General features: G+C 56.2%; 21 protein-coding genes. 9 read left to right on the plus strand and 12 right to left on the minus strand.

The annotated features are described in order from the left end of the window. Positions 1-41: 41 nt before the first annotated feature. Positions 42-1,271: an acyl-CoA dehydrogenase gene (locus AC2FEE_RS08605; protein ID WP_496864461.1), complete on the plus strand. Its 1,230-nt coding sequence runs from the start codon at positions 42-44 to the stop codon at positions 1,269-1,271. Between the two features lie 112 nt (positions 1,272-1,383). Next, positions 1,384-2,151: an SDR family oxidoreductase gene (locus tag AC2FEE_RS08610; protein WP_496864463.1), complete on the plus strand. Its 768-nt coding sequence runs from the start codon at positions 1,384-1,386 to the stop codon at positions 2,149-2,151. On the opposite strand, the gene AC2FEE_RS08615 is transcribed toward AC2FEE_RS08610, so the two are convergent. Then, entirely contained in the window at positions 2,148-3,017 is an 870-nt protein-coding gene (locus tag AC2FEE_RS08615; RefSeq protein WP_496864465.1) for an acyl-CoA thioesterase, read from the minus strand. The genes AC2FEE_RS08610 and AC2FEE_RS08615 overlap by 4 nt on opposite strands. A 51-nt stretch (positions 3,018-3,068) precedes the next feature. After that, entirely contained in the window at positions 3,069-4,289 is a 1,221-nt protein-coding gene (locus tag AC2FEE_RS08620; RefSeq protein WP_496864466.1) for a serine hydrolase domain-containing protein, read from the minus strand. A gap of 174 nt (positions 4,290-4,463) precedes the next feature. Here AC2FEE_RS08620 and AC2FEE_RS08625 point away from each other — a divergent pair, with 174 nt between their 5' ends. After that, a complete protein-coding gene (locus AC2FEE_RS08625; protein ID WP_496864467.1) occupies positions 4,464-5,069 on the plus strand; it encodes a 2-hydroxychromene-2-carboxylate isomerase in 606 nt (201 codons plus the stop codon). On the opposite strand, the gene AC2FEE_RS08630 is transcribed toward AC2FEE_RS08625, so the two are convergent. Next, positions 5,066-6,088: a phosphotransferase family protein gene (locus AC2FEE_RS08630; RefSeq protein ID WP_496864468.1), complete on the minus strand. Its 1,023-nt coding sequence runs from the start codon at positions 6,086-6,088 to the stop codon at positions 5,066-5,068. The genes AC2FEE_RS08625 and AC2FEE_RS08630 overlap by 4 nt on opposite strands. A gap of 21 nt (positions 6,089-6,109) precedes the next feature. Further along, a complete protein-coding gene (locus AC2FEE_RS08635; protein WP_496864470.1) occupies positions 6,110-6,928 on the minus strand; it encodes an SDR family oxidoreductase in 819 nt (272 codons plus the stop codon). A 138-nt stretch (positions 6,929-7,066) separates the two neighbouring features. Here AC2FEE_RS08635 and AC2FEE_RS08640 point away from each other — a divergent pair, with 138 nt between their 5' ends. The 3 genes from AC2FEE_RS08640 (at position 7,067) to AC2FEE_RS08650 (ending at position 9,374) form a co-directional block, all read left to right on the plus strand. After that, complete coding sequence (locus tag AC2FEE_RS08640) at positions 7,067-8,080, plus strand: NADPH:quinone oxidoreductase family protein (RefSeq protein WP_496864472.1); 1,014 nt, start codon at positions 7,067-7,069, stop codon at positions 8,078-8,080. A gap of 92 nt (positions 8,081-8,172) precedes the next feature. Then, positions 8,173-8,622 (plus strand): type II 3-dehydroquinate dehydratase, encoded by a 450-nt coding sequence (aroQ, locus tag AC2FEE_RS08645; protein WP_496864474.1) that lies wholly within the window; start codon positions 8,173-8,175, stop codon positions 8,620-8,622. Then, positions 8,619-9,374: a helix-turn-helix transcriptional regulator gene (locus AC2FEE_RS08650; RefSeq protein ID WP_496864476.1), complete on the plus strand. Its 756-nt coding sequence runs from the start codon at positions 8,619-8,621 to the stop codon at positions 9,372-9,374. Before aroQ ends, AC2FEE_RS08650 begins: the two co-directional genes overlap by 4 nt. Before the next feature lie 377 nt (positions 9,375-9,751). Here AC2FEE_RS08650 and tsf read toward each other — a convergent pair whose 3' ends face one another. Continuing rightward, positions 9,752-10,627, minus strand: a complete 876-nt coding sequence (gene tsf, locus AC2FEE_RS08655; protein ID WP_496864477.1) for a translation elongation factor Ts — start codon at positions 10,625-10,627, stop codon at positions 9,752-9,754. Positions 10,628-10,702: 75 nt separating this feature from the next. Beyond that, complete coding sequence (gene rpsB / locus AC2FEE_RS08660) at positions 10,703-11,506, minus strand: 30S ribosomal protein S2 (protein WP_496864478.1); 804 nt, start codon at positions 11,504-11,506, stop codon at positions 10,703-10,705. A 380-nt stretch (positions 11,507-11,886) separates the two neighbouring features. Between rpsB and AC2FEE_RS08665 the strand changes: the two genes are divergently transcribed. Further along, positions 11,887-12,768, plus strand: a complete 882-nt coding sequence (locus AC2FEE_RS08665) for a hypothetical protein (RefSeq protein WP_496864479.1) — start codon at positions 11,887-11,889, stop codon at positions 12,766-12,768. Beyond that, positions 12,759-13,898, plus strand: coding sequence for a hypothetical protein (locus AC2FEE_RS08670; RefSeq protein WP_496864481.1), 1,140 nt, complete (start codon positions 12,759-12,761; stop codon positions 13,896-13,898). Before AC2FEE_RS08665 ends, AC2FEE_RS08670 begins: the two co-directional genes overlap by 10 nt. A 37-nt stretch (positions 13,899-13,935) precedes the next feature. Here AC2FEE_RS08670 and olsA read toward each other — a convergent pair whose 3' ends face one another. The 3 genes from olsA to AC2FEE_RS08685 all read right to left on the minus strand — a co-directional run bounded on the left by olsA (position 13,936) and on the right by AC2FEE_RS08685 (position 15,813). Beyond that, entirely contained in the window at positions 13,936-14,790 is an 855-nt protein-coding gene (olsA, locus tag AC2FEE_RS08675; protein WP_496864483.1) for a lyso-ornithine lipid O-acyltransferase, read from the minus strand. Next, complete coding sequence (gene olsB / locus AC2FEE_RS08680; RefSeq protein ID WP_496864484.1) at positions 14,777-15,532, minus strand: L-ornithine N(alpha)-acyltransferase; 756 nt, start codon at positions 15,530-15,532, stop codon at positions 14,777-14,779. Before olsB ends, olsA begins: the two co-directional genes overlap by 14 nt. Positions 15,533-15,630: 98 nt before the next feature. After that, on the minus strand, positions 15,631-15,813 hold the full coding sequence (locus tag AC2FEE_RS08685) for a DUF3553 domain-containing protein (RefSeq protein ID WP_496864485.1): 183 nt from the start codon (positions 15,811-15,813) through the stop codon (positions 15,631-15,633). Positions 15,814-15,855: 42 nt separating this feature from the next. Here AC2FEE_RS08685 and AC2FEE_RS08690 point away from each other — a divergent pair, with 42 nt between their 5' ends. Continuing rightward, positions 15,856-16,452 (plus strand): histidine phosphotransferase family protein, encoded by a 597-nt coding sequence (locus AC2FEE_RS08690; protein ID WP_496864487.1) that lies wholly within the window; start codon positions 15,856-15,858, stop codon positions 16,450-16,452. On the opposite strand, the gene AC2FEE_RS08695 is transcribed toward AC2FEE_RS08690, so the two are convergent. Genes AC2FEE_RS08695 through obgE form a run of 3 tightly spaced genes read right to left on the minus strand, consistent with a single transcriptional unit; the run spans position 16,449 to position 19,886 of the window. Beyond that, on the minus strand, positions 16,449-17,711 hold the full coding sequence (locus AC2FEE_RS08695) for a glutamate-5-semialdehyde dehydrogenase (RefSeq protein WP_496864677.1): 1,263 nt from the start codon (positions 17,709-17,711) through the stop codon (positions 16,449-16,451). The two genes, AC2FEE_RS08690 and AC2FEE_RS08695, sit on opposite strands and share 4 nt — an antisense overlap. Before the next feature lie 46 nt (positions 17,712-17,757). Continuing rightward, complete coding sequence (gene proB / locus AC2FEE_RS08700; protein WP_496864489.1) at positions 17,758-18,864, minus strand: glutamate 5-kinase; 1,107 nt, start codon at positions 18,862-18,864, stop codon at positions 17,758-17,760. Beyond that, positions 18,852-19,886, minus strand: a complete 1,035-nt coding sequence (obgE, locus tag AC2FEE_RS08705; protein WP_496864491.1) for a GTPase ObgE — start codon at positions 19,884-19,886, stop codon at positions 18,852-18,854. Before obgE ends, proB begins: the two co-directional genes overlap by 13 nt. Positions 19,887-19,910 lie beyond the last annotated feature (24 nt).

Raw genomic sequence — 19,910 nt, forward strand, 5'->3', positions numbered from 1 at the left:
CGGGTTAGGTTGCGTCGAAGCTGACTGAGCGGAGAAGCACTATGAACGCCCCAGACACCAAGCCCGCATTGCGTGCCAAGGATGCGCCCGACATGGGCAAGTTCGCGTGGGATGATCCGTTTCGTCTGTCCGATCAACTGAACGAAGACGAACGGATGATTGCGGCCAGCGCGCAGGCTTACGCGCAGGAAAAGCTGCAGCCACGGGTGACTGAGGCGTTTCAAAACGAGGAAACCGACCCCGAGATATTCCGCGAGATGGGCGATATGGGCCTGTTGGGCACCACGATTCCTGAGGAATACGGTGGCCTTGGGGCAGGGTACGTCTCCTACGGTTTGGTTGCGCGCGAGGTCGAGCGTGTGGATTCCGGATACCGCTCGATGATGTCGGTGCAAAGCTCTCTGGTGATGTACCCGATCTATGCCTATGGCAGTGAAGAACAGCGCCGGAAATATCTGCCGAAACTGGCCAGTGGCGAATGGATCGGCTGTTTCGGTCTGACCGAGGCTGATGCCGGCTCGGATCCGGCCGGCATGAAGACAAAGGCCGAGAAGATTGACGGTGGCTATCGTCTAACCGGCAGCAAAATGTGGATTTCCAACGCGCCGATTGCGGATGTGTTTGTTGTCTGGGCCAAGTCTGATGCTCATGACGGCAAGATCCGCGGTTTTGTTCTTGATAAGGGGCTTAAAGGTCTGAGCGCCCCGAAAATTCAGAACAAACTGAGCCTGCGCGCCTCGATCACCGGCGAAATCGTTCTGGATGGTGTTGAGATCGATGAAAGCGCGTTGCTGCCGAATGTTCAGGGCCTCAAGGGACCGTTCGGCTGTCTGAACCGCGCGCGTTACGGTATCAGCTGGGGTGTTATGGGTGCCGCCGAAAGCTGTTGGCACGCCGCGCGGCAATACGGCTTGGATCGGAAGCAGTTCAATCGACCATTGGCACAGACACAGCTGTTTCAACGCAAACTGGCGGATATGCAGACCGAAATCGCCTTGGCGCTGCAAGCGAGCTTGCGTGTCGGTCGCCTGATGGATCAAGCCGAAGCCGCGCCCGAGATGATCTCGATCGTCAAACGCAACAACTGCGGCAAGGCGCTGGATATTTCGCGGATGGCGCGCGACATGCACGGGGGCAACGGCATCTCGTTGGAGTTCCATGTCATTCGACACATGGTCAATCTTGAGACCGTAAACACGTACGAAGGCACGCATGACGTTCACGCGCTGATCTTGGGACGGGCGCAGACCGGGCTACAGGCATTCTATTGAAGATGCCGTGTAATTGGTATTATGGTTAAAAAATGAAAAACCCAAATACCAGATTGCACAACAAATCAAACAAGTTACGGTTTGAACCCGAACCAGCGTTTGGGATTGTGACATGGAACTGAGCGGAAAAACTGTGATTGTCACCGGAGCCGCTCGGGGCATCGGCAAAGGTCTGGCTGAACGTTTTGCCCGCGACGGTGCCATTGTCGTTTGTTCAGATATCGACGCCGATGGCGTTCAGCGTGTGGCTGAGGATATTGGCGGCCACGCATTGGTTTGCGATGTTTCGCAAGAAGCTGACATCCGGATGATAATCGAGACTGTCGAGGATACTTTAGGTCCGATTGATCTGTTCTGTGCTAATGCTGGCATTCTCACGCTTGGTGGCCCGGAAGTTCCTGACGACGACTGGGACCGGACCTGGAAGATCAATGTCATGTCTCACGTTTGGACCGCGCGCCACCTCGTGCCACGTATGATTGCGCGTGGCAAAGGTTACATCATGATCACGGCTTCAGCTGCGGGATTGCTGAACCAGCCGGGCGCTGCGCCGTACGGCGTGACGAAGCACGCAGCGGTCGGGTTTGCCGAGTGGTTGTCTTTGACCTATGGACACAAAGGTCTGCGCGTGTCGGTCCTGTGTCCGCAGGCCGTTCGGTCTGAGATGACGCGCGGACACGAAGTCTCGGTTGCGTCGATCGATGGCATGTTGGAACCTGAAGACGTGGCGCAGGCCTGTGTCGAGGCCATAAGGGCTGAACAGTTTCTTGTTCTGCCACATCCACAGGTTCTGGATTACATCCGCCATAAGGCCGAGGACTACGATCGCTGGATTGGCGGAATGCGTAAGTTAAATCAGAGATTTATCGAAGATACCTAAAGTTTCTTGCGCGCTTTACGCATTAAGCCTTCCTGTGCGACCGACGCGACTAAAGTGCCGTCCTGAGCGAAAATCGAGCCGCGGTTGAAGTTGCGTCCCTGCCCGCTCCAAGGCGATTCCATCGCATAAAGATGCCAGTTTTCAAAGTGAACCGGCGCGTGGAACCACAACGCATGATCCAAGCTAGCATAATTGACCTCGCGGCTGAACAAACTCAGCCCATGCGGCCGCAATCCTGATGTCATCAGGTACATGTCTGACGCGTAAGCCAAAAGAAGATGCTGGGTTACCGGATCGGCGCCCGCGGCGGCGCCCATGCGGAACCAGATTTGATTGTGATCGTCAGATTTTCTGGGGTTGAAGGGGTTAAGGTGGTTCACTTCACGCACCTGAATTGGTCGTTCACGCAACAACTCTCCACGCAGTTTTTCCGGAACCAGATCCACGTAACGCTGCCGTAATTCTGATCGTTCCGGGTAGTTTTCCGGGGCCTCGGTCTGCGGCATCGTATGTTGGTGGTTCCATCCTTCGTCCTGAACATGAAAAGAGGCGGACATGTTAAGGATTTGCTTGCCGTGTTGGATCGCGACCACGCGCCGTGTGGTCATTGAGCCCCCATCCCGTGCTCTATCGACTTGATAAATAACGGGAATGGATGGGTCTCCGGCGCGAATGAAATAGGCGTGCAGAGAATGGCACAGCCGATCTTCTACAGTTCGATATGCAGCCGCCAGCGCTTGGGCAATAACCTGTCCGCCGAAAATGCGGGTTGGGGTCTCGCCACCTGATCCCGTGCCACGAAACAGGTCGACCTCAAGCCTTTCGATGTCCAAAAGGTCCAGAAGGATGCGTTCTGCTTCGGTCATGCTGGGGTCTCCGGTTGATCGTCTCGGGCTTGGGTATCAGCGCCGGAAAGGTCATTCAATCATTGCCCCAAGGACAAGCGCTTTTAACTCAGCCCTCGAAGGGTATGAACTGGACGGCGACAGCTGCGTGAAGAAGACCGTTGTCAAATCGTTCACCCTATCAATCCAGAAAAAGGTCGAGGCCATGCCGCCCCAGCTGAAATCGCCAACAGAGCTCGGCACCCTGGTTCGGCCGGGGTTCAGCGCCACCGCGCCACCCAGTCCGAAACCGGTACCTTCCATGGGTTGTTCAGCAAAGCTCTGCGGTCCCATCGAGGCAATATCGCCCGGTAAGTGGTTTCGCAGCATATAGTCTATGGTTTTTGGCCCCAGCAGGTGTTGTCCATTACCCTGCCCTCGATTCCGCAACATTTCGACAAACCGGGAATAGTCGTCGATTGTCCCAACCAGACCACCACCGCCCGAGAATGTGGTGGTGTGTTCAAACGGAGATTCTCCGGCATGATCAACAAGCCGCAGGGTTTCGCTGCCGGTTTCGGCAGAATTAAGCGCCATCGCGTCCCCGGCCAATGGCGTGTAGAGCGAGGCAAATCGATCCCCTGCCCCCGGCGGCACCCGGAATCCGGTTTCCCGCATCCCCAGCGGCTCGAAGATTTCCTGCGCGAAGAACTGATCCAGCGACTGACCCGTGACCACCTCTATCACGCGGCCCAGAACATCTATGCCGACAGAGTATTCCCAGCGAGCGCCGGGTTGAAACGCCAGCGGAAGATCGGCCAGATCGACCACACGGTCAGCAAGAAGGCCCTGATTTGGTTTGAACATCAGGTCCTGCTCATCCATCGCCTTGGGCAGAACTCCGGGATTGAACGGATAGCTGAAACCGCTTGTATGGGTCAGCAACTGATGCAGTGTCGGTGTCGGAGCATCCTCGGTCTGGTCCAACCGTTCCGCCCCTGGGATCAAAGCCTGCATGTTTCGAAATTCCGGAAGGAAATCTGACAGTTGTGCGTCAAGATTAAATAGCCCGCGCTCGGCCAACATCATAAGTGCCACCGTGGTCACCGGTTTGGTCATCGAATAGATACGTGCGATCGTATCACGCTGAAACGGTAGATCGTTTTCTACGTTTCTTTGACCGAAGGCGTGGAAAAACACCTCGGTTCCCTCGTGCTTTACCAGCAAGGAACTGCCTGCATATTTCCGCTCATCGACGTAGCGTTGCATCCAGTCGGTGATACGGTTCAGGCGATTGGGGTCGAACGCAGCCATCTGTGATTTGCCCTCCGCATTTTTATCCAGATATTGCGGTGTTACGCGCTGAATTGACAGGGAATTCGACCGTAGCGGTACGTCCGACCCAACGGCTGCTACACTGAGTGCGTAGCGGATTCGCTGGTTACGAGTTGGAGATATTTCACCACCCAACCCTCCCGGAGGATAAATATGACGCAACGTATTGAATTATTGTATGATTTCTGTAGTCCGAATGCGTTTCTTGCCTATAAGGCCCTGCCCGCACTCGCTGCCAAACATAGCGCAAAGGTAACACTTATTCCTGTTCTGCTGGCTACGGTTTTCAAGGCCACTAACAACCAGAGCCCGTTTCAGGCGTTCTCGGAAAACCGCCAGAAAACGGCATATCTGACCCATGACCTGCACAGGTTTGCGCGGGCCCGTGGCCTGAGTTTTCACATGAGCCCGCACTTTCCGGTCAATACCAGATTTGCCATGCGCGGGGCGGTGTTTGCGGCTGGAAAATCTTGGGAGAACAAATATATAGACGCCATATTTGACGCTATTTGGATCCATGGCCAAAAGGTCGATGAGCTTGGCGTTCTTACCGAAATTATGCAGGAGAATAAGCTGCCGGTGCGCAAGCTCCGCGAAGCGATGACCAGCGTTGAGGTCAAGCAGCAACTCAAGGATCAGACCAAGGCCGCCGTAAAACGTGGGGTGTTCGGTGTTCCCAGCATGTTCGTGGGTGCCGAGATGTTCTTCGGCAAGAACAGTCTGGGAAACCTGGAACTGGAACTTTCAAAGGACTCCTAGGCGTTTAGCGCGGCCAGACCATGTTGCGCGAACATCGGGACATAGGAACCAAGAACCAAGGCACGCTTCGGGTCCGAGGCGTTGCCATCCTGCGCACGTTTGTAGACGCCCTGCAAGATTCCCGCCATGCGGAAGAAATTGAACGCCAGATAAAAGCCGAAATTGTCGATGCCGGACAGGTCGCGACGCTGGCAATACTGATCGATGAAGGCCTGATCTGTCGGCAGGCCTACGCGGTCCCTATCAATGCCCGCCAGACCGCGACCTTCAGTACCGGGCGGCATTCTCCACTGCATGATCACAGCAGCCAGATCCGCATAAGGATGTCCGATGGTTGAAAGTTCCCAATCCAGTACACCGATGCACCGGGTTCCATGTTTCTCGAACATCAAATTGTCGATGCGATAGTCGCCATGCACAAGCGTCCTTTGCCCGTCATCCTCTGGTGCTGCATGCTCAAGCGCGCCAATCAGCGCATTCATCTCGGGAATCTCTGAGGTTTCGGAGGCGCGGTACTGTTTGGTCCAGCGCGCAATCTGGCGTTCAAAGTAGTTTCCGGGCGGGCCATAATCTGAAAGTCCGGCAACCTCGATATCGACCATATGCAGCGCGGCCAAAACCCGGTTCATTTCATCCAAAACAGCGGTGCGTGTCTCGTTGCTTTCTCCTTTCATGGTGGGTTCAAGAAAGACGCGTCCGTCGAGGTGCTCCATGACATAAAAGTCCGAACCGATCACGCTGTCATCCTGACACAGCAGATGCATTCTCGGGACCGGTACAGCACTTTCAGCTAGAGCTGTCTGCACACGGAATTCCCGGTCCACCGCATGCGCGGACTTCAGCAATACGCCCTGGGGTTTGCGACGCAAAACATACGCTTTCTCAGGGGTTTGTAGCAGAAAGGTCGGGTTGGACTGGCCGACCGAGAACTTGGTTGCCGCCAGCGGGCCTCGATACCCCGTAAGATGGGTGCTGAGATAGGTGTCAACGGCCGCGATGTCCAATTGCGTGCTGCTCATCCTGCGCCTCCGTGTCTCGGCTTAAAAGGCTTCGGCAAAGATGTTACCGGCCGTCACCACATTGATGCCGCCCGACACCGGAATAACCGCGCCGGTCACATAACTGCCGCCGCGACCGCACAGAAACAACATGCAGCCGGCGATATCGTCTTCGCGACCAACCCGGCCCAAGGGAACGGATTTACCAACTTTATCCCGCGTTTTTTCATCGCCTGTGGCAAAGGCAGTCATGCGCGAGACAAAAGGCCCAGGCGCCAGCGCGTTGACCGTGATGTGGTAAGGCGAAAACTCCTTAGCCATGATCTTCGTCAGGTGCAGAACAGCCGCTTTCGACGCCGAATAGCTGTAGGCGCCGTCACCCATGGGAACCTCCCCCATGACCGAGCCGACATTGATAACCCGAGCCGGATCGTCAGCCGAGCCAGAATTCATCAACATTGGCAGCAGCTTTTGGGTCAGGTCGAACAGGCCCGCGACATTGACCGACATGACTTTGTCCCACGCTTCATGGGGGAATTGACCCATCGGCGCGCCCCAACTGACGCCCGCATTATTCATAAGGATATCCAGGCGATCCGTGCGAGCCCTGACCTTGGATGCAAGCGCTTCAACACCTTCTTTGGTCGCGACATCGCCGCCGAATCCCTCGGCCTGACCCGAGGCGTCCAGCGCATTCAGTTCCGCCGCGACAGCTTCGCAGGCCTCGGCCTTGCGCGACGCGATTAGAACTCGCGCCCCGGCCCGCACCAGCGCTTCGGCAGCCATGCGACCGATCCCGGTCGCTCCACCGGTGACAAGCGCAGTCTTGCCCTGCAATGAGAAAAGCGTATCGGGGGTCATTGTCTGCTCCTGTTCGTTTGTGGCGGGCGCATCGCCTTTTGGGGATTTGGTGCTTCGTCGAAACTGGTGGTTTCTTGACAAGACCTGTTGCTGCGCCAAAGCTCGTCCTTACCGAATAACAAGGATAACGGGTCTGATATGCAAGCTTTACTCAGCGTCGCGCCAGGTGGACCGGAAACACTGGAGCTGACCACCCTCCCCGATCCTACCCCCGGACGCGGCGAATTACTGATTGGAATCAGGGCGGCGGGCGTCAATTTTCCAGACACACTGATCATACAGGACCTTTATCAAATCAAGCCGCCGCGCCCCTTTGCGCCGGGCGGTGAAATTGCGGGGGAAGTACTGGCCATCGGTGAAGGTGTAAGCGGGTTCGAAGTCGGTGACCGAGTTCTGGCGCTGACCGGGCACGGTGGGTTCGCTACGCATTTGAACGTCCCGTCGGCTACCGCGATCAAGTTCCCCGACACGATACCGTTCGAAGACGCGGCTTGTTTCATTTTCACCTACGGCACCTCTTATCACGCCCTGAAGGACCGGGCCGATTTGCAGTCCGACGAGACGCTGTTGGTGCTTGGCGCCGCGGGCGGTGTCGGGTCCGCTGCGGTCGAGTTGGGCAAAGCCATGGGCGCGCGGGTAATTGCCGCCGTATCCTCGCGGGACAAGGCGGATTTCTGCCGGAGCCTTGGGGCGGACGAGACAGTTCTGTACGCGCATGACATGGACAAGGAATCTCAGAAGAAATTCACTACAGAAATCAAAGATTTGTCCGCGCCATTGGGGGTGAATGTTGTCTATGATGCGGTTGGTGGAGACTATGCCGAACCGGCGTTGCGCAGCATGGCCTGGAATGGGCGCTATCTGGTGGTTGGCTTCCCGGCTGGCATCCCCAAAATCCCACTGAACCTGCCGCTGCTTAAAGGGTGTCAGATCATGGGTGTGTTTTGGGGCGCTTCGGTGATGCGCGATCCGGTCGGGCATTCGGATAATGTGAGGGATTTGTTTAGGTTATACGGAGAAGCGAAAATCAAACCAAAGATCAATGCGCGGTACCCACTGGACCGCGCATCCGAGGCGTTGGCGCATATGACAAGCCGTTCCGCACTGGGTAAGATCGTAGTGACAATGCCAGTTCACGCCGAAGGTGAGTGACGTAACTTCCTCCATTCGCCTTATGCGCGCGCTGGCCGGTGGACATTGACACCAGTTAGCGTCTATGAATTTCCAATGGGAACAGTGAAATAATGCACAAAGCTCTGATTTTGAACGGCCCGAACCTGAACCTCCTGGGTACAAGGCAGCCCGAGGTTTACGGCGGCACCACGTTGGAAATGGTTGAGGACTTGTGCCTGAGCCATGGGTCTTCCATCGGGGTGCAAGTGTCGTGCTTTCAGTCCAACCACGAAGGTGCTTTGATTGACGCCATCCATGAAGCCAAAGGGGATCAGGACGGGATCGTTCTGAACGCCGGAGCCTATACGCACACCTCCATCGCCTTGATGGACGCCATTGCGTCGGTCGAGCTTCCGGTGATCGAGGTGCATCTGTCCAACATCCACGCGCGCGAGGCGTTCCGGCACGTGTCCTATGTCTCTAAGGTGGCTGTCGGCCAGATTTGCGGATTTGGCGCGCAGGGATATGTTCTGGCCCTGGATGCATTGGCCGCGCATCTGAAAGGCGGGTCATCTGAATGACGCTGGGTGAATATCTGCACTTTCTCAGCTACACCAAAACTCTGGAAGAGCTTTGGGATGCCCATTGTCGTCAGATGGCGAGTTTCGGATTTGATCGCCTGATCTATGGCTACACCCAGTACCGCACTGAAACCTCACTCGGTGACCCCGAAGATTTCGTGATCCTGACCAATCACGAAAAAGCTTATCTGGATGGGTTTCTGCGGGACGGGATGTACTTCCACGCTCCGATGCTGAAATGGGCGCTGCACAATGAAGGCGCGGCCAGTTGGAGTATCGCGCAGGAGATGGTGGCCAACGGAAAGCTGACTGCAAAAGAACTGGACGTGCTCGAGTTCAACCGATCGCAGGGTGTGACTTTCGGGTACACGATCAGCTTCACCTCGGTCTCGATGCGGTCGAAAGGGGCGATTTCCCTGTCGGCCGGGGACGCGGCCAGTCAGGCCGAAGTGGACGCGACGTGGGCGGAACACGGCGATGACATCCTGCTGATGAACAACGTCGCGCATCTGAAAATCCTCACCCTGCCCTACAACGCCCCCAACCGGGCCCTGACCAAACGCCAGCGCGAAGCGTTGCAATGGGTCGGAGACGGCAAGACCACGCAGGACATTGCGCTGCTGATGGGGCTGACATCGGCAACGGTTGAAAAGCACCTTCGCCTCGCACGCGAGGCCCTTTCTGTCGAGACCACAGCGCAGGCCGTTCTGAAGGCGTCTCTGCAGAATCAGATGTTCGTAATGGAGGCCTAGCGCCCCGAAATCTGACGCCAAATTGCGTCAATTTACCCTAGGTAAGGAAAACATGACTTTCCATTCCGGAGGCGGGGTTGCAAAGTGAGATAGTTCCGTGAGTGGTGGCTTTAGCCAGGGAACATTTGGTTGGATCTTTGCAATACCAGAGCTCTTCAGCCGCTCTGACAATAAGGCGCCCATTTGTCCGCGTCTGATTGCCGGAATTTTGGGGGGCCTCGACCATCCCCATCATGCGGGGCCCCTCATTCCTATCTATGAATGCCAAGACGCTTCGGCGTCTTTTTTTGTTTCGACACGAAAAAACCGGCTACGTCTTGCGCAACCGGTTTCGGCATTTTCATGTCCGGACCTCTTGCGAGGCCCGGAGGTATTGTTTAGCCCTGAGCGGCCTTGGCAACTTCGGCCGCGAAGTCTTCTTTTTCGACCACGATGCCTTCGCCAACTTCCAGACGGATGAAGCCGGTGATGGTTGCACCCGCTTCCTTGGCCGCCGCTTCAACGGTCAGGTCAGGGTTCACAACGAAAGACTGGTTCAACAGGGTCGATTCAGCCACGAATTTCTTCATGCGGCCTTCGATCATCTTTTCGATAACCTGCTCCGGCTTGCCGGATTCGCGGGCAATGTCCATCTGAACCTGCTTTTCCTTCTCGACAACGGCCGGGTCCATGTCCGCTTCGGACAGAGCCGCCGGGTTTACAGCCGCGATGTGCATCGCAACCTGCTTGCCGATCGCTTCGTCACCGCCGGTCAGAGCAACCAGAACGCCGATTTTGCCCATGCCGTTGGTGGCTGCATTGTGAACGTAGGAAACAACGGTATCGCCCGACAGTTTGGCCATGCGACGAACCGACATGTTCTCGCCGATGGTGGCGATCTTGTCGGTCAGGGTGTCGGCAACGTTTTTGCCGCCCAGATCGGCAGCCAGCAGCGCTTCGACATTGTCGACGCCTTCAGCGGCGTAAGCGATCTTGCCGACCATTTCCTGGAAATCGGCGTTTTTCGCAACGAAGTCGGTTTCCGAGTTCACTTCGACCGCAACACCGTTGCCGCCGTCGACGTGCACTGCAACCAGACCTTCCGCTGCGGTACGGCCCGATTTCTTGGCCGCTTTGGCCAGGCCTTTGGTGCGCAGCCAGTCGATGGCTTCGTCCATGTTGCCGCCGGTTTCGGTCAGCGCTTTTTTCGCGTCCATCATGCCTGCGCCGGTTGTGTCGCGCAGTTCTTTGACCATTGCTGCTGTGATTGCCATCTTTGGCTCTCCTCAATTCAAACGGATTTGGGGCAGGTCTACCCTGCCCCATATGTCATTTACGGGACGGGCAGCTTACGCTTCGGCTTTGGCTTCCGGCGTGGCTTCTTCTGCAACGGGTGCTTCTTCCGCAACGACTTCTTCAACCGGAGCTTCTTCGAATGCACCCAGATCAACGCCTGCTGCACCCATCTGAGCGGTCATGCCGTCCAGAGCGGCACGTGCGGCCAGATCACAGTACAGTGCGATTGCACGGGCTGCGTCATCGTTTCCGGGGATGATGTAGTCAACACCATCGGGCGAGCAGTTGGTGTCTACAACAGCCACAACCGGGATACCCAGTTTGTTGGCTTCGGCGATGGCCAGCGCTTCTTTTTTTACGTCGATGACGAACAGCAGGTCCGGAACGCCGCCCATTTCGCGGATACCGCCCAGCGATGCCTGCAGTTTGCCCTGGTCACGTTCCATGCCCAGACGCTCTTTCTTGGTCAGGCCTTCGGCGCCCGATTCCATCGCTTCGTCGATCTGGTTCAGACGGTTGATCGACTGGGAAACGGTTTTCCAGTTGGTCAGCGTGCCACCCAGCCAGCGGTGGTTCATGTAGTACTGAGCCGACTTTTCAGCGGCGTCTGCGATCGGCTGAGCAGCCTGACGCTTGGTACCAACGAACAGAACGCGGCCACCTTTTGCGACGGTGTCACGGACAGCCTGCAGCGCCTGGTCCAGCATCGGAACAGTCTGGGTCAGGTCCATGATGTGGATGCCATTGCGCGAGCCGTAGATGAACGGGCCCATGCGGGGATTCCAACGCTGTGTCTGGTGACCAAAGTGAACGCCAGCTTCCAGCAGCTGACGCATGGTGAACTCGGGAAGAGCCATGCTTTACTTTCCTTTTCCGGTTTACGCCTCGGCGGGGGTGAAAGAAGCGGATGCTCCAACCGGCGGGCCAGATAGGGATGTCTCCCCTACAAAGCCCAAACCCCGCCTGCGGGTTTGAATGGCGCGCGTATACGGCAGGTTTTGAGGTAGTGCAAGGTAAGTTTCAAGTTCTCTGGGATTTTGGAGAATTTTACCCAATGTGCTACATTGAAACTCATCCCCGACGAGCAAAGGCTTTTGGGGGTATTATTATTACGAGAAAATCAATTGCCTGAATTTTATACCGTTACATATTTCTCGGAGAACAATAGATGGGTCGCCGAACTACGAGAAAGAAAGCGAACGACGAAAACCAAACAGGATCAGTTTGGCGTTCTCGAATGGCCAGCCTTGCCGGCTTTCTCAAGGACGCAGGGATTATTCTTGCTGTTGTTGCAACCCCAGCTATTTTCATTCTGGCGTTAACGTGGACAGGGGTCGTTCGGCCGTGGCTGGCTTCCGAGCTATTCGAGGAACTTCGAGATAAAGACGAAGAAAAAGCCTACGATGAGCTGACCAAAGAATTTGTTCTAATGACGCTGTCCAACTTTGATGACGACGTTGTTCAAAAGTGGATGAGTCACTCCGGTCCGATAATCGAACGCCTGGATCGGTCTCCCACATCAGAAGATATGACAGTGCTTTTTTCTTCTCCCGAGTTTCGGCAGCAATTTCTAAGAGAAATACTGATGGCGTTGCTCAACAGGCAAGAAGAAAAAGTGAATGAGGTACTTAATGAACATGCCAACAAGGATTTAGTTGAAAGCTGGTTACAAAGCCAAGTTTCCGATCTGTCGCAAACAGTCGTGCAGCAAGTAGATGATGTTCACGTTCGAAGGATGTACTTCAAATATGGAGAAAACGAGCAAGAGAACCCGGATGCAAATACAGTAGATCGATTTTATGCGAGCAGAAATCAGATTTACTCGCTGGAAGTCGATGTTAACGCCTTTGATCACTTTGACGAGGTGGTTGAACAACACAACCGGGCTTTGTTTTTGAAATTGGGTAGCGAGCGTCCCAGAATAATCCGCAATGGCGCTTTATCAGCAAGGGATATTACATGCGAGGTTCGCAAGATCCTGACATCTCCGTCGGGATTTGTCCGATTGGAGGCCGGTGTTGCTGAGCAAGACGGAGTAACTCGCGCCCCCATTCCCAAAGGCGGATTTGACATCACTGTAATTGTTGCGGCGAAAAAAGGGCGAAAGATATGCAGCTAGTATTGGCCGTTTTTGCACTGCTTTTCTTTTTTTCAAGTGCCGTTAGAGCTGAAACAGGCAAGTGGACAGAGACGTATGAAGATAGCGCATTTTGGACAAAAGAAGGTGCTCGCTTTGTTCCGAAGGATAATGACAAAAGGCAGTTTCAGTATACCGCGTTAAGGTTTGATCGATCCCGTTACTCCTACGAGTTATTGGATATTGAGAGGTTACTGGACACTGCATTCCCGGAAAAAACTAAAGATGGCTTTGTATTTGACCAGAGCACGGGCCAATACAGGGTGATTCAAGCCAGCGTACTGCAAGCTTGGGAAGCTTTTCAGGAGGACAAGTCCGTCGTAGCGCTGGTACCAATGGGTTTCGCCAGAACTGCAGGTGAACCACGCATCGTTGGTTACCGGAAAATAGACGGCAAGCTGTTCAGGGGGCTGTTCAGCGCTAGCAATTTAGACACTATTCTTTGCTTGGATGACGTCGGGGACCCCCGTAAGAATAGATACCCTTTTCAAGTGCCTCTGATAGTAGGCATTAACTTTCCAAACCAAAAATTCACTTTCAACTATCTGGGAGACTTGGCGCCAATTAATCTGGCCGGGAAAGAAACGAAAAGCAGCGCCGAACAGATTGATTACTATAAATCACGCCTAGATGCATGTCCCGATGCCGTACAGGTTGGGCCGAGAATTCTACAGCCTCGCGATTACGAACCAGCGGAAAACGCTCCCGGTAGATTGGCCTACAGCATAAATAGTGTCGCCAGCGACAAAAGCACAAGCCGGATCGTGATGCTATACGACTGGAATGGATGGGTAAATTTCGTCAGAACGAGTGGAAACTCAACGCTTTACGATATTGGCACCTTACTCAGTTCTGACGCGTTCTATGACAAGGAACCGGACGACCCCAGAAAATGTAAGTGGGGCCCTCTACCACCTTCTCAGAGCTGCGAGTTATGGGCGGTAACGGTGGCAGCCTTTGATAATGCAGCGGTTGCTATTCGCAAAGGAGCTGAAGTGGAGTTCTGGGGTGATCCAAATGGTTTCACTCCGGGTGTTTTGGTGATCCGAAAACGACCGGAAACAAATACGATCTCCTCGCAAGTCGAAGAAGACCAAATTGAGAACCAGTAACCTGATGCAGCGTATATCTCAGAGCGGGAAATCGCCCTCAATCTCGGGCTCGAACAGCAGCATGAGAATTCCGTATCGCCTGTTCACAATGCGCGGCCAGCGCCTTGCGGTTCTCATAGTCGCTGACCTTGGCCGGTGTATGATAGATCAGTTCTACGTAACCTTGCCTGCGCGCGCCAAGTGTTTTGAGTAGATGCGGCCCGAACTCCATGTCGCCCCACCAGCCATAGAACCTTTCCGGCTGACCTTCGGGTGCGTGAAAGATCACTGAGACCGGCTGGACATACATAAAGTCACGCAGTTCTTCCCCGAAGAACGCGGCGAATAGCGTTGTTTTAAAAGGTAAAACACGCAGCCCGTCGGTTGAGGTCCCTTCGGGAAAAAACAGCAACTTGTGACCGGCTTTCAGGCGGGTCTCGAACACTTTCGTTTGCTCTTTAGCCTTTTTGCGGTCCCGCTCAATAAACACGGTGCCGGTCGCGCGGGCCAACCAGCCGATGCCCGGCCATTTCGCAACTTCTGCCTTGGACACAAAATACACCCGCTTTCGCGCGTTCAGTGCAAAAATATCCAGCCAAGACGTATGGTTCGCAACAACGGCCCCGCGCTGCCACATCAACTCTCCCGAGGTTCGAAAGCCCATCCCGAGGATGCGAAATGCATTGCGGCACACAAACTGACTGATGAATGGTGTAATCGGACGGCGCACGCCGAAAAACGGGACTTCGATCAGACGAATGGTCAGTAGTAAAATCAGACCGCCAAAAACCAGAAGGGCCAGAGGCACACCACGCAGGATGACCAATATCCAACCCACCAGACCCAGATCGATTGGGTCCGGCGCATTCTCACTGTTCCACAGCGCGTCGTTCACCGGGCTACGCTCCGCCATAGATACGTTTCTGCCGCTCGTTCATCCGGGCAGTGTCTAGGATCAGGCAAATGTCAGTTGTGTTGAAGGCGTGATCGATGAAGGCCCCCTCGCCCACGAAACCACCCAGCCGCAGATAGGCTTTGATCAGCGCCGGAACCTGCACCATCGCAACGCGACGATCCAAGTTGTCCGGTGCGACAAGGTCCATAGATTGAAACGCGTCCGGTTGTACCCTAACCCGCAGGTCCGGCGGCGCCAGATGGTTGTGATGCAGCATCGACAAAGGCTGCGCCAGATCCTGAACGTTCGTACCGTGAAAACTGGCCACGCCGAACAGAACCTCGATCCCGCGTTCGGAGACATAAGCAGCCAACCCGTTCCACAAGTGATACATGGCCGTACCACCGCGATAATCGGGATGCAGGCAGGATCGACCCAGTTCCAACAACTTGCGGCCGCTTTGTTTCAGAACGGTCAGATCATATTCGTCCTCGGAATAAAACTGCCCAAGTTCCGCTGCACGTTCGCCCGGTAACAGCCTGTAAACGCCAACTGTTTCCCCGGTCAGGTCATCAATTGCAAGCATGTGGTCGAAATACGGATCGAACTTGTCGCGCTCCAACCCGGTCTCGTGATCGACCATCTCTCCACCACCACCCAGTTCGCGAACGAAAACGTCATAGCGCAGCCGTTGGGCAGCTTGCAGCTCGTCCTCGGATTCGGCGAGTTTGACGGTAAAGGAAGGGCCTGCATCCGGCATCTGTGTTTCCGTTCATGTTTTTGCGCTGATACCGCAGTTTCCTGGGGGATAGCAACAAGAGCGGATTTGCCGGGATGTTAACCATTCCTAAACCAGTTTCACGGATCAAAGACCGGCACCAGGGCGATGCGTGTTCCGTCAATCACCACTTTCCCCTGCTCGCGAAAGTTGACGGTGATCTTGCCTCCGATGTTGGACTGCACCTGTCCAATGCCCCAGTCGGGGAAATCGGGGTGGCGGACATACATGCCCGGTGCAAGAATGGCATTAAGGTCTGACATGTCTGGGCTCCGGTCCGACGGCAGATGCAGCAGGAGGTACGCATGAGCGACACCACAGTCAACCTGGCCGAGCTGATCGGCTCTCGGATCTGCCACGATCTGATCAGCCCCATCGGCGCAATCACTAACGGTCTGGAGCTGCTTGAGATGGTTGGGGGCACCCAAGGTCCCGAGATGGAGCTGATCTCGGGTAGTGTCGGCAGTGCCGGGGCGCGGATACGGTTTTTCCGTGTCGCATTCGGCTCGGCCAGCGACCAGCCCTTGGGACGGACCGAGGTGTCAGACCTGCTGAAGGATGTCGAGCGTGCGGGCCGTGTGCGTGTCAACTGGCAACTGACCGAATCTGTTCCGCGTAATCAGGTGAAATTGGCGTTTCTGGCACTGATGTGCTGCGAAAGCGCTATGCCCTTCGGCGGTGAGGTCACAATCGCAAATACCGGAGCCACCTGGGCGGTGACCGGCTTGGCCGACAAGCTAAACCTGGATAGCGATCTGTGGAAGAACCTTCCTTTGGGCCGGTTTGCCAACAAGGTCACCCCCGCTCAGGTGCAGTTTGCCCTTCTGCCCGAGACCGCGGCGTTGATGGGGCGGCGGGTTGCGGCGGAAACCACCGCAACCCGTATTGTGATCCGGTTTTAGGACCGGGTCGTTCCATTCCCACGCACCAGGTATTTAAAGCTGGTCAACTGCGCGGCGCCCACGGGGCCGCGCGCATGCATCTTTCCGGTGGCGATGCCAATCTCGGCACCCATCCCAAATTCACCACCATCGGCGAATTGGGTCGAGGCGTTGTGCATCAGGATTGCGCTGTCGAGCCGTTCAAAGAACCGCGCGGCGGCGCCTGCATCCTCGGTCATGATACAGTCGGTGTGGTTCGAACCATGCTGACGGATATGCGCGATTGCCGCGTCGATATCCGCCACCGGTTTCGCGGCAATAATGCTGTCGAGGAACTCTTTGCCCCAATCGTCAGCAGTGGCCGCGACCGTGCCTTCTGCGACCAATGCGCCTTCGGTATGTACCTCTACGCCGACAGCCAGCAGAGCCGCAATCACATCCCGACCCAGCGTTTCGGCCACGTCCTGATGGATCAGCAGGCACTCGGCAGCGCCGCAGATTCCGGTGCGGCGGGTCTTGGCGTTCAGCACCACATCCAGCGTTTTCTGCGGGTCAGCGGCTTTGTCGATATAGATATGCACAATGCCTTCAAGATGTGCGAAAACCGGCACGCGGGCTTCGCGCTGCACCAGACCGACCAGGCCTTTACCGCCGCGCGGCACGATGACATCCACGTAGTCGGTCAGTGTCAGGAGTTCCTGAACCGCTGCGCGGTCGCGCGTAGGCACCAGTTGGATGGCGTCTTCGGGCAGGTTTGCGGCCTTCAGCCCTTCAACCAGACAAGCATGGATCGCGCCCGAGGAATGAAAGCTTTCTGAGCCGCCGCGCAGGATCACGGCATTGCCGGATTTCAGGCACAGTGCACCTGCATCCGCTGTCACGTTCGGACGGCTTTCGTAGACGACGCCGATCACGCCCAAAGGCGTGCGCACGCGTTGGATGTTAAGTCCCGAGGGCATGTCCCATTCGGTCAGCACTTCGCCAACCGGGTCCGCTTGTTCTGCCACAGTGCGCAGACCGTCAACCATGCCCTGAATACGCACCTCGTCCAGCATCAGGCGGTCCATCATAGCCGGGCTCAGGCCTTTTTCGCGGCCAAATTCCAGGTCTTTCTTGTTGGCCTCGATGATGTCAGTCCGGTTTGCCCAAACTGCGTCCGCCGCTGCTATCAGCGCGGCGTGTTTACGTTCGGCGCTGGCATAGGCCAAATCTGCCGAGGCTGCCTTGGCGCGTTTTCCAAGATCGGCCATCAGGGTGGGAATGCTGTCGAAATCCTTCATCTCATGTGCCTTTCGGTCGGTCTTTTGGTGTTCTAACATCGCGCGTCTACAGCGCCAAATCGTCCCGGTGGATCAAAACGGCCCGCCCCGGATAGCCCAAAGTCGCCTCGATTTCCGAGGACTTGCGTCCCTTAATCGCATCTGCCTCTTGCGCAGTATAGCGGCTGAGACCTTGCGCCAGACGGCGCGCGGACGGGTCAAGGATGGCCACCGGGTCACCGCGGCCAAAATCCCCGGTCACTTCGACGATGCCTGCAGGCAGCAGGCTTTTACCATTGCCGAGCGCCCGGGCGGCGCCTGCATCCACCACGATCTCTCCCCGCGGTTTCATCGCTGAAATCCAGCGTTTCCGGGCTGCATGCGGATCCAGTGTGGCTGTAAACCAGGTGCAGTTCGCGCCATTCTCTAGCTTTTTCAGCGGGTTCAGGATCGATCCTTCGGTGATCGCCATGTCGCAGCCTGCCGCCGTCGCCATCTTGGCGGCCAGCAGCTTGGTCTTCATGCCGCCCTTGGACAGGCCCGATCCGGCATCGCCTGCCATCTCTTCGATCTCAGGCGTAATGTTGTCGATCACGTCATAGCGCGTGGCCGACGCATCCTCGTTCGGGTTGCCGGTATAGAACCCATCGACGTCCGAAAGCAGGATCAGCTGGTCTGCGCCAACGGTCACCGCGATCTGAGCGGCAAGACGGTCATTGTCGCCGTAACGGATTTCATCCGTCGCAATTGTATCGTTTTCGTTAACAATAGGAACCACACCGAGGCTCAGCAGTGTCTCGAGCGTCGCACGCGAGTTTAGATAGCGGCGCCGGTCGGTGCTGTCTTCCAGCGTCACCAACACCTGCGCTGTGGTGATCGTGTGCGGGGTCAACGCTTCTTCATAGGCCCGTGCGAGCCGGATTTGGCCCACGGCGGCAGCGGCCTGAGATTTCTCAAGCGCCAATGCCTCCATCGGCAGGTTCAACACGCCGCGCCCTAGGGCGATTGACCCGGACGAAACCAGAATGACGTCCGCCCCCTGTCCCTTTAGCCACGCCACATCTTGCGCCAGCGAATGCAGCCATTCCGATCGCAACAACCCTGTTTCCCGGTCCACCAGCAGTGCGGACCCGATCTTGACCACAAGACGTTTGGCAGAGGTCAGGGTTGCCACGTCGTCGCCTCCTCAGCGGGCTTTTGGCGCAGGCGGTTTTCGTCGATCTGAGTGCGCAGCGCCCGCAGCACCTCGGTTACGCCCAGATGCGCCACGCCAGACATGGTCATGACGGGGCCGCCAACGGCCTCTTCCAGTTCGGCCCTGGCCAGATCGCGTTCCTCGTCATCCAGCGCATCGACTTTGTTCAGCACTGTTATGCGTGGTTTTTCAGCCAACTCACCGCCATAAGCCTCAAGCTCATGTATGATGGTCCGGTAGTCCTCAGCCACATTCTCCGAGGTACCATCGACCAGATGCAACAGAACGGCACAACGTTCGACATGTCCCAAGAACCGATCTCCAATTCCACGGCCTTCGTGTGCACCTTCGATTAGGCCGGGTATGTCGGCCACAACGAATTCCACGTTATCCACGCCCACAACGCCCAGATTGGGGTGTAGAGTCGTAAACGGATAGTCCGCAATCTTGGGGCATGCGTTGGATGTAGCGGCCAGAAAGGTCGACTTGCCCGCATTGGGCATGCCCAGCAGACCCACATCGGCGATCAGCTTCAGCCGCAGCCAGATGGTGCGATCTATCCCCGCCTGCCCCGGATTAGCACGGCGCGGCGCCTGGTTGGTGGCTGATTTGAAATGCAGGTTACCAAAGCCGCCATTACCGCCCTTGGCCAGCAAGACCCGCTGTCCGACCTCGGTCAAATCGCAGATCACCGTTTCTTCGTCTTCATCCAGAATTTCCGTGCCAACCGGTACGCGCAGGACGATATCGTCGCCGTCCTTGCCAGTTCGCTGCTGCCCCCGTCCGGGCTGACCGTTCTTGGCAAAGAAATGCTGCTGATAGCGGAAATCAATCAGGGTGTTCAACCCGTCGACGACCTCGGCCCAGACGGACCCGCCTTTGCCGCCGTCCCCACCGTCGGGACCGCCGTATTCGATGTATTTTTCGCGCCGAAAGCTGACGCAGCCGCCACCTCCGGCCCCGGACCGGATGTAGACCTTTGCAAGATCGAGAAATTTCATGGCTGTCCCCTACTGCAAAGGCCC

The organism is Ruegeria sp. YTSC199 (assembly GCF_059609725.1).